The organism is Micromonospora sp. NPDC001898, assembly GCF_042891255.1.
Lineage (GTDB): Bacteria > Actinomycetota > Actinomycetes > Mycobacteriales > Micromonosporaceae > Micromonospora.
Genome location: NZ_JBIATC010000038.1, coordinates 1 through 9,329 on the forward strand (window position 1 = coordinate 1; position 9,329 = coordinate 9,329).

Below are 9,329 nucleotides of genomic sequence, written 5' to 3' on the forward strand. Positions count from 1 at the left end.
AACGCGATGGAGACCTCACCGGTTACGACCATCGCTCGCATTCACACACTGAGCCAAGCCCACAATGGGCAAAGGCTACCGAACCACCCTCTCACACAGACCACATCGGACGAACCTGGCCATTCAAGATCTGTAGCAATGCCCCCGACAGGAAGCGGGCTGCGGGTCACCCGACGCCCGCTCGGGCACCATCGACCAGCATGCTGCACTGGCATCGGGCAGGCAGTCGAGCACCCGCCTACCGGACCAAGGTTGCGGCAGTGGGGCATCATGCCCAGCGTGGAACAGTACCCCGAGGACAGCGACCGAAAGCAAGGGCTTGCGAAGTCCGCCGAGATGGCCATTTCGTTCGTGCCCGTCGCGGGCAGCGCGCTCCAGGTCGCCTTCAACGAACTCGCTGGCCGGCACCTTGCCGACCGCCGCACCCGATGGCTAAACGACCTGGCCGCGAAGGTGCACGAGCTCGAAGAGCAGGTCGGCGACTTCGCGAAGCTCACTAGCGCGGACGCGTTCATGGACGCGCTGACCACGGCCGCGCAAATCGCCGACCGCACCTCACGCGCCGAGAAGCTCGAGGTGCTGCGCAATGCGGTCGTCAACTCCGTGATGCCCGACGCGCCGGACGTCGACAAGCAGCAGCTTTTCTTCGACATGATCGACCGGTTCACCCCGACCCACGTGCGAATGCTGCAGCTGCTCTCCGATCCGCCTGGCTGGTTCGACACCCATAGAATGCCTCGGCCAGGCATCTCCATGGGCCCGAAGACCGCCATCATCGAGGCCGGTATGCCTGAGCTTGCCGGCCGTCGCGATCTGATTGACCGGTACGCCGGGGCGCTTACCACCGCTGGCCTTATCAACCAGTCGCTCAGCGGGATCATGTCGGCTGGCGGACTGTGTGTGCCGGCGACGACTCCGCTCGGCATCGAGTTCCTAGCGTTTATCGCCGACCCCGAGAGCAAGGTCGACTAATCCTTGGGCCGCCGCGGGCCGTCCACGGGTTCGTCGCGCCCGGCTATGGCACTGCCGCTGAAGGAACGTGATCGGGCACGCTGCGCCGGGCCCGTACAGGCGAGAGCATGGAGGAGACACAGGTGACGAGTACGGCCTCGGACGGAGGGGCGGAGAAGGAGTCGATCGACCCATCGTGGTGGGCTCCCGCCATGGTAGATGGGAATGGCATCTCACGCGGGAACGAATGCCCCGAGGTGCTTTCGCATGACCTCTCCCGCCTGAGCGCTGAAGCTCGGATAGATGAAGGAGAGGACGGCCTCAGGACGCGCGTGCTGGACGTGCTAGCGAAGGCGGCGTCCCCCATGTTGGTTCCCGACAACTGGACGGAGCCGTACGCGCCCGCCATGCAGATCGGGAACCGCCGATCGTTCGTCCCGGACGACTTCAGCGAGTTGGAGCTCGAGTTACTGGCGCGCCTCGTGCCCCTCATTGAGGAGCCGGCCTTGAGGGCCAGGGCCGCTGACATCACGTGGTCCTACGGCAACCGGCGCAACATCGATCTGCTGTCCGCTGCGGTTGATGCTTACCGCTCGGTGCCGCTGGAGCGCGACGCCTGGCTTGAGGCGGGTCGTGACAGCTGGCGACGGGCGCTTGAGCTGTCGCTGCGCCGAGGCAAAGCTGGCCGCCAGACCGTCATGGAGATGACGACGGAACTGGCCGAGTTTCTGCTTGCCAAGGATAGCTCTGCGGGTTTCATGCTGACCCAGATTTCGGACCTGCTGCACAAAGTAAGGTCCCTTGATCAGGCACCTCGGGATCTGGCCGACCACTTCGTGTCGCTTGCCACTACTGTCGCCGCGAACCATCGGCTCAGGCGCGCGTACGAGCGCCATGCCTGTACCTGGTTCTCGCGGGCGGGCGAAACAGACCTCGCCAATGCGTGCATCGAGCGCGTCGCCCAAGCGTACATCGACGAGGCGGACGAGCGACTAGCGCAGGACAGGGGCGCACTCGTTGTCGGCATGTTTATCGAGAAGGCCATCGCGACCATACGTGGTCTTCCCCGGAAGTACCGCTCGGCGCGCGGTCTCGACGGGCAACTCCAGCAGCTGCGGGACCGGCTCGCTGACATCCGGGAGCTCTCGCTAGAGGAGATGATGCTTATCCAGTCGGACCCGATCGACATCACTCCCTTCGTTGAGGATGCGCGGAAGATGGTTTCTGGGAAGGAGCGACTCGAAGCACTCGCAAGTCTCGCAGGAAGCGTCCCGCTGATCGACGCCACGAAGGAGATGGCCGACGAGCGAAAGCGGATGCAGGGGAGCGTGTCGCCTCTGTTCGCAAGCTCGACATTTAGCACGGATGCACGGAAGGTCGCCAGCCGGGCAGGGCTTGGCGTGGGTGAGCCTTCTGACGAGGCAGTCTTTGCCGAGGTGGTCCGGTCATTTAGGTGGAGGATCGACCTCTACGTCAAGGCACTCATCTACCCTGCCCTCGAGGTGCTGATGCTCGAACATCGCTTCGACACCGGATTCCTCACAGACATCTGCTACGAGTCGCCGGCCGTTCCCCCAGGGCACGCCGGCCTGTGGGCGCGTGGGCTGTGGCACGGGCTTTCCCGTGACTTCCCGTCGGCCATTTCGATGCTCGTACCCCAGGTCGAGCAGCTGGTGCGCGTTTACCTCAAGGCCCACGGGATCTTCACACTCTTCGTGGACGAGAACGGCGTCGAGACGGAGAAGGGGCTCAACACCCTGCTTGAGATGCCGGAGTCCCTGCAGCTGCTGGGACCTGATCTTACCCTAGAACTGCGTGCCCTGCTGTGCGAACAGCTCGGCCCAAACCTGCGTAACGACCTGGCGCACGGGTTGCTCAACGACCCCCAGTCGTGGAGTGCTGCAGCGGTCTATGCGTGGTGGTTGTGCCTGCGACTGGTGGTCCTGCCCTACTACCGCATGCTCATGAAGGCGCAGGCAGAGGCCGGTTCTGCGGGTGAGACAACGGACGTGGAGCGATCGAGCTGAGGGCCACTGCGGGAGCGATAGAGTCAAGGTGCCGCACATTCTGACCCACCGCCGTGGGGATCGAATCACGAAACGCCTCAACGTCGATGCGGACCGCCACAGGCACACCCTATCGGCCGGACTGGAAGCGGGCGGCGTTGAGCTTGGCCAGGAACGTCGGCCGGCGGCGGTGTTCTGCGCGCAACGTCTCCAGGTACGCGTCGAATCGGGTGCTCTCGCCGGTTGCCTCGTACGCCTCGCGCAGGCGGGACAGCAGCGTGATCGTCTTGTCGTAGCGGCGTTTGTCGTAGGAGTCGAGCAGTTGGGCGTCGATGAGCGCCTGGTAGGGCTCGCGTACCTCGGCCGGGTGGGTCCGCCGTCGCAACTCCGCCAGTTCGACGCGCTGCCGAGCGGGCATCTCGTTCCAGCGCGCGAGCACGGTGTGCCAGGCCTCGTCGTCACGACCGGCGAGGATCAGCACGCCGATCAAGTGGGGCAGATATCCCGCCTGCTCTGCGGCGCGCTCGCGTACCACCGTCAACGCCGCCTCGGTGTGCGCGGCGTCCCGATCGGTGTCGGCCACCGTGGCCAGCAGCGACCGGAAGTTGTCGATCGTCGGTTGGACATCGAACGCCGTCCGGCGCTCGGCCACCGCCGCCTCCGGTTCACCGGTCTCGATCAACAGCCGGACGAGCAGGTCCCGTAGCGCCACAGCCTGATGACCCGACGGGTGAGCGGCGAGTCCGCGTCGGGCCCAGCCGATCGCCTCGGCAGGGCAATGCGCCTGAGCCAACACCTTGACGATCCGTCCGTACTGGTCGGCGCTGACCAGATGCTCCGCCAGGACCTGTACGTAGCGGTCGGTGTCGCCGGAGGCCTCGGCGATCTGCTCCCGCAGGTACCGCACCGCCCATTGCCGATGCCAGTCATTGGGCTCGGTCGAGGCGGCGGCACGTTCGTTGACCAACCGCGCGACCTCGGCAAGGCCCTTCGGCCCCAGCGCCGGAGCCCACTCGCGCAGCACCACGTCCGGCCAGCCCGGGCCGTCACACACCAGCTTCACCAGCCACGCCGCCAACCCTGCCGGCCGCGGCGGCACGGCCCGACACGCCCGGGCGTAGACCTCCATCAGGTACGCGAGGTCGTTGCCGAGCACGCCAGAGGAGCTGTCCATGTACATCAGGGCGCTGGTCATCCGATCGACCGCCTTGCGCAGTACCGGCACCGCGACCGATGCCTCACCCACGTCGATCAACTTCTCGCAGCGGTCGGCGACCTCACGCGCCGTGCGCGAGTAGGCGTCCCGGCCTGAGTACGGATCACGGCGACGATCCCGCCGCAACCGATCCACCAGCACCGTCAACTCGCTGTCGCCCTGCACCCTCACTGGTACATCACACCAGACACGCAGGCCACCCCGGTGGGCCGAGCGACACGGCCGCGAGGCCAACCGACCTGCCAGCGATCACGGTCGAGAAGACCTTCCTGGATCCGAAGCGGGGCTCGGGCCAACGGCCTGAGCCCCGCTCCAGTTCAGTAGGCTGAGATCAGCTGAGCGGGATGACGCCGATCAGACCCAAATCCAAGTTGGGCATCGGTACGTGTCAATCCGGACACTTGTACTCCTCCACCCCCGGCGAGGGGTCCGAACCTGTGCTTTCTGGCCGAGGGCGTCTGGGTGGTCGATCTTGGCACGTCGCGTGGAGAGGTTCGTGGCGGTGTTCTATGGTCTGCCGGCGGTTCGTTCGGGCCGTCGCGGCAGCGTGTAGCTCAGTTCGTAGAGCACAGGGCTCTTGCCTGGAGGGCGCGGGGACGAGGCCCGCTACGCTGGCAATGGAGAGCAGTCAGAAGGTTCCGCAGGTGGGATCTGTGTACCCGGTGGGAACGGCTGGCGTCGGCGTTCGTGACGCGGTGACGTACGAGTATGCCGCTACCCATCGGAGCGTTTGACAGGTCCGATCGATATGGACGTCGCTCCATCTCCATACGCTGCCGGCGCGCCGACACGGCCGCCAGCTGCCCGCACACACGAATCACCCGATCGAGGCCCAGACGCCCCTGTCGACGGTAGTCACCGCACCTGATTGGCCGTGGTCACACGACTGGTTACAGCGATGGTCGGCTTCTCGAGGATTCGGCGATATCGTCTCATCAAGGGAGGAGCACGTCGCGCTCATCCCGGCGCGGACGACCGGTGTGCACGGTCAGGTCCGAGCTCAGGCATGCTTCGACGGAGGCGTTGATCGAGGGGAAGGGGCCGTCGTGGTCGTAGTCGTCTTTGAGTTCCATGCGTTCGAAGGCGTGTAGCACGACGAGTTCGAGATCGCGTTCGGCGAGGAGCTCGCGCAGGTAAGAGGCCCGGACCAACAGGGCTCGGTTACTGCTTCCGGGCTCCTGGTAGAACGTGAATACCGGTGACTCCTGAGTGTCGAGCCAGCTTGGCCCGCGCATGTCGAAGGTCAGCCCGGCTGTCTGCTGGAGCAGTGCGGAGGGCAGCAGCGTACTCGCGGTCTCACCGATCGAGCAGTCGTAGATGCTGCCCTCCCACGCGTACGGCTCGACGGTACGGCCGATGGCGAAGTGTTTGTCGGCCACGGTTACCGTCTCGAAGCCGGCGTGGCGGTGGTCGCAGGGTGGGCCCGTGCGGCCGATTTCGCCGACGTAGCAGCAGTCGACATGGCCATGGCTGTCGACCAGGTCGAGGGTCCCGTGCCGGGTTTGCTCGGCGAGGGCGGTCAGGAACGGGTTCGCGTCCGTGCTGGCGATGAGTAGGGTGTCGACGGAGCAGGCCTGCTGCAGGCCACGCCAGCTCTTGTGGGCGGCCGGGTCGGTTGTCTTGGTGAAGCTCTCCAGCACGATCCAGTCGGTGCCGTTGGTGTCGTGCAGGAACGCGGAGTTGTCGATGGTGGGTTCGGTGTCGGTGTCAGCCAACAGTTTCTGGATGTTGCCGTGGTAGCGGCGGAAGTCGAGGTTGGCTGATGGCCAGCCGGCCAGACTGATCATGGGTGGCTGCCAAGCGGTCGCGTCTTGGCCGTCGTGCTCGCTGAAGGCGCGGAAGTCGATCGGAGGCAGGCTGGGGTCGATTTCGCGGTCGCCGATGAGGCGGTACAGGCCGTCGTAGGTGGTGGAGTCGCCGTAGCGGTGGGCGCTCTGGTAGTTGTCGGCGACGCGGGCGAGGAGCTCGTGGTAGGCCATCCATTGGTACTTCTTGCCCCACCGTTCGCTTTTGTGGCCTTCCCGGCCTCGGCCGTGCCCGATCGTGCGGTCTTTGGCGCGGAAGCGTGCCGGGGTCCAGCCGAGGTTCAGGGTTCGGTGGAAGACCCACCGGCGGGCATGGTCGGCTGGGTAGTCGTTGTTGACAATTTTCGGGTATTTCCAGGCGGCGTCGAGAAGCTGCTGCTGCTCGGCCGTGAATGGGTCTTGCCCTGTGCTGAGTTTGTAGCGGCGTAGGGCGATGGCGTGAGGTTGGGGGTCGGCCAGCAAGGCGGCGTGCTCGGTTTTCTGCTGCGGGCTGAGGGAGGCGAGGAACGCGGCCCAGCGGGACTTGATGAGCCGCGGTCGGGCGTAGCCGGTCCGGCGGTCGGGGCGGGGCTGGCCGATGCGGTGCCGGGAGAAGTGGTGCATGCCGGACTCGACGACGTAGCGGCCGAAGTCGCCCATGCTGAGCACCGAGATGAAGACCGACAGGTAGTCATGCTCGGGCGGCATGTCGTCGTACCGGCCGTATTTGGCATCGAGGGTCGCCTGTGTCGGCGCCGCTCCTGGGATCGGGAGGCCGTAGGGGCGCTCGGCTGCGCGCGCGGCGGTGTCGGGAAGGAGCTGGTGGGCGATGGCCCAGCGGGTGATGCCGCGGGCTGCGTCCAGCAGCAGTTCATCGGCGGGGACTGGCCGGCTGAACGCGCGGGTGTGCACGGTGGTGGCCAGGGCCGCCGCGTCGGTGGCGTGCGAGGGGGCGCTGCGCAGCAGGGCGCCGTAGGCGATGACGATCACGCGTTGCAGCACGTACGGGTCGTCGATGCGCCAGAACCGCTCGACCAGGGCGCGCATCACGTCGAGGTGCCCGTGCAGCAGCTGGACGAGGGCTTTGGTGATCCAGTCGCGCATGTACCTGTTCGGCGAGGACAGCAGCCAGCACAGCGGAATGCAGGCGAGTTCGATGACCTTGGGGTCGTAATGGGGGTAGGGCCCGGCGGCGGCCCATCGGGCGAGGCGCGGCACCGGGCTGGTGTCGTCGAACAGCTCGTGATAGGTGGCGAAACCGAAGACGGTGTCGCGTTCGGGCATGCGCATGCGGGTGAGGTGGGTGTGCAGGCGTTCGGCGTTGAGCAGGTTGCCCGGCTGCGGGGCGATGGCGAACAGCACCCGGTAGGCATCGGTGGGCGAGAGCCCAGGGGTAACGTTGAGCAGCTCGATGGTTCGTTCGGTGACCGCGGTGGCGGCCCTGTAAGGCAGCATGGCCGTCAAGCTGCGGTAGAGGCGCCGGACGCGGATCCGTTGTCGAGACTCCTCGTCATGGCTGGCGCGCCGGAGGTCCAGGTTGAGCAGGTCAGGTAGCTCGGTGTTGTAGACCTCGGGAAACACGATGGTGGCGGCTTCCAAGATGCCCCCGCTGGCGGCCTGGGCCAGCCATCGGTGCAGGTCGGTGTCGGTGAGCGGATTCGGCGAGGCGGTCAGGCGGCGCGTGAGCAGCAGGAAATCGGAGAACGCCTGAAAGGCGATCCGTATGCCGTCGCCGAACGTGTCGGAGCCAAGGTACAGATGCTCTCGGGTGAGGACACCCTCGTCCTGCAGCAGGCCGAGGAGCTTGGCCGGAGACACCGCAGTGCCGTCTAACACGGGCCGGACGACCGTGTCGGCCTCGCTGATGGTCAGTCCTTCTCGCCCGAGTAGTGCCATCTCGTCGAGCAGCGCGTCCAAGGAGAAGCGGACCTGGGCGCGGGCGGCGTCACGTTCATAGTCGGAGACCGCGTCTCGGGTGAGTCGGCGTGCGACGACGGCGAGTTTCGCGGCGAGGTACTGCTCGAAGATCGCCACCCGGCCCTGGTGGCCTTCGTGGCCGGCGGCCCGGCCGGCGTGCGCGACGCTCTCGCAGTACATGCGCAGGAACAGCGGCAGGGTGAACTCCGGCGTCAACAGCGGGATCTTTGGCGCTTCGAGCTTGAAGTGCGCGAAGTACTTGAGAGTGGCCTCGACCTCGTGGCCGGCGAAGCCAGGGTGCGCGCGCTGGTGAAATCGTGCCCGCTCGGCGTGGTCCGAGACGATGTCTTGGTAGGTGTCGCGGCACGACACCACCAGGGCGACATGTGGATACCGGGCGACCTTGGCGCGCAGCGCCGGCAGGCGGGAGGCCCAGAAGTCCGCCGGGGCGGTTTCGTTGACCGCGTCGATGATGAGGAGAAAACGGCTGCCGTGCTTGGCGGCGGCTTCCCCGGCGGTGTCCATGGCCTTGAGCAGGCCGTCGGCGCCGAGGTTCTCCAGGCCCAGCTGGTCGCAGATACTCGCCCACAACTCGCCCCGGCCGAGCTGTGCACCGGCCAGGAACACGGCGGGCCGGCCCTGCTCGAGGGCGCGGCGGGTCGCGTCGAGGAGCAGGTGGGTCTTGCCGGACCCGGCCACGCCGGAGAGGAAGTAGGCCCGGCGGCGCAGGGTTTGCCCGGGGGAGGAGTCGAGCCACGACGACAGCTCGCGGACGGCTTTGAGGAGGTCACGGAAGTCGGTGCTGTGCCGAACCTGATGCCCGTTCCCGACGGTGGCCCGGTCCCGCTCGATGAGTGGCTCGGCCGCCCGCTGCACCTCCTCCAGCAGGGTGTCGAGCCGCTCGAGCACGGCTGCGGGATCACCGGCCTGCAGATCGAACGCGGCGGCCGCGTTGGCGAGTCGGTCCGCTGCCTGCACCACCGCCATATACAACGGGCTGGGCCTGGCCGTCGGGTAGCGCCGCGACTCGGCGACACCCGCGCCTACCTCGTGAACCAGCTGCTGTAGCTGCTCGCGCACGCTGGCGTCGAAACCGAGCGCCAGCAGATCCTCCTGGATGGGCACGTCGACCTGCAAATCCGGTCGGTACTTCTCGCCGGCCGCCTCCGCCTGCACGGTGTGGTGATCGCGCAGCCAGTCGTGGCCGAGGACAGTTTCGCCCCACCAGAACCAACGGCGGCCCTCGTGCTCCGGCTTGGCCAGCTCGTCAAGCAGGTCGCTGCCCTGGACCAGCTCGAAGGTGATCCTGTCTGCGCCCGGGATCGTTTGCTTCCAGACGTCGACCTTGTCGTTGAACTTGTCAGAGGGTGGTTCGGAAGGGCATGTCCGTTGTGGGTTTGGCCGCGGGGTAGAGGTCCTGCTCGTGGGGCTATGCGGCTGGCGGTGGCGAGGCGG

Annotated in this window: 4 protein-coding genes and 1 tRNA gene; 3 read left to right on the forward strand and 2 right to left on the reverse strand. The window is 66.6% G+C overall.

Features of this window, described 5'->3' with window-relative positions; genetic code table 11:
- Positions 1–279: 279 nt before the first annotated feature.
- Entirely contained in the window at positions 280–972 is a 693-nt protein-coding gene (locus tag ACFYZF_RS30380; protein WP_387026589.1) for a hypothetical protein, read from the forward strand.
- Between the two features lie 107 nt (positions 973–1,079).
- A complete protein-coding gene (locus ACFYZF_RS30385; RefSeq protein WP_387026591.1) occupies positions 1,080–2,978 on the forward strand; it encodes a DUF4209 domain-containing protein in 1,899 nt (632 codons plus the stop codon).
- Positions 2,979–3,087: 109 nt separating this feature from the next.
- Here the strand turns inward: ACFYZF_RS30385 and ACFYZF_RS30390 are convergent, their stop codons facing one another.
- On the reverse strand, positions 3,088–4,344 hold the full coding sequence (locus tag ACFYZF_RS30390; protein WP_387026593.1) for a DUF6880 family protein: 1,257 nt from the start codon (positions 4,342–4,344) through the stop codon (positions 3,088–3,090).
- A gap of 372 nt (positions 4,345–4,716) precedes the next feature.
- Between ACFYZF_RS30390 and ACFYZF_RS30395 the strand changes: the two genes are divergently transcribed.
- A tRNA-OTHER gene (locus ACFYZF_RS30395) sits at positions 4,717–4,788 on the forward strand.
- A gap of 320 nt (positions 4,789–5,108) precedes the next feature.
- Here the strand turns inward: ACFYZF_RS30395 and ACFYZF_RS30400 are convergent.
- Positions 5,109–9,050, reverse strand: a complete 3,942-nt coding sequence (locus ACFYZF_RS30400; RefSeq protein WP_387026594.1) for a hypothetical protein — start codon at positions 9,048–9,050, stop codon at positions 5,109–5,111.
- Positions 9,051–9,329 lie beyond the last annotated feature (279 nt).

What these genes read in the sequence shown, in the direction of transcription:
- ACFYZF_RS30385 (WP_387026591.1), top strand. Translation starts at nt 1,080, where the DNA reads ATGGAGGAGACACAGGTGACGAGTACGGCCTCGGACGGAGGGGCGGAG.